At 74.3% G+C, this 304-nt stretch carries 1 protein-coding gene; it reads right to left on the bottom strand.

Annotated elements, in window-relative coordinates; all coding sequences use genetic code 11:
- A partial coding sequence (locus tag ADL05_RS05590) for a response regulator transcription factor (RefSeq protein WP_156365728.1) occupies window positions 1-304 on the bottom strand: 304 nt, incomplete at both ends.

The raw sequence follows: 304 nt of genomic DNA, 5'->3' as shown, positions 1-304 counted from the left end.
GGTGGCGGCCATGGCGCGCAGGGCGGTGGGGAAGAGCAGGGTGTCGCCGCGGTGGACCAGGCGCAGGGCGGCCAGGATGTCCTCGGGCGGGGTGCGTTTGAGCAGGAAGCCGGTGGCGCCGGCGCGTAGGGCGCCCCAGACGTAGTCGTCGTTGTCGAAGGTGGTGACGACGATGACGCGGGGTGGGGTGGCCAGGGTGCGGTGTAGGTGTTCGGTGGCGTGGATGCCGTCGAGTCCGGGCATGCGCACGTCCATCAGGACCAGGTCGGGGCGGGGGCGGGGGGAGGGGGTGGGGGGGGGGGCG

It is taken from the genome of Nocardiopsis sp. NRRL B-16309 (assembly GCF_001279585.1).
In the GTDB taxonomy this organism is placed as follows: domain Bacteria; phylum Actinomycetota; class Actinomycetes; order Streptosporangiales; family Streptosporangiaceae; genus Nocardiopsis.
This window is presented reverse-complemented; position numbering and strand designations above follow the sequence as displayed.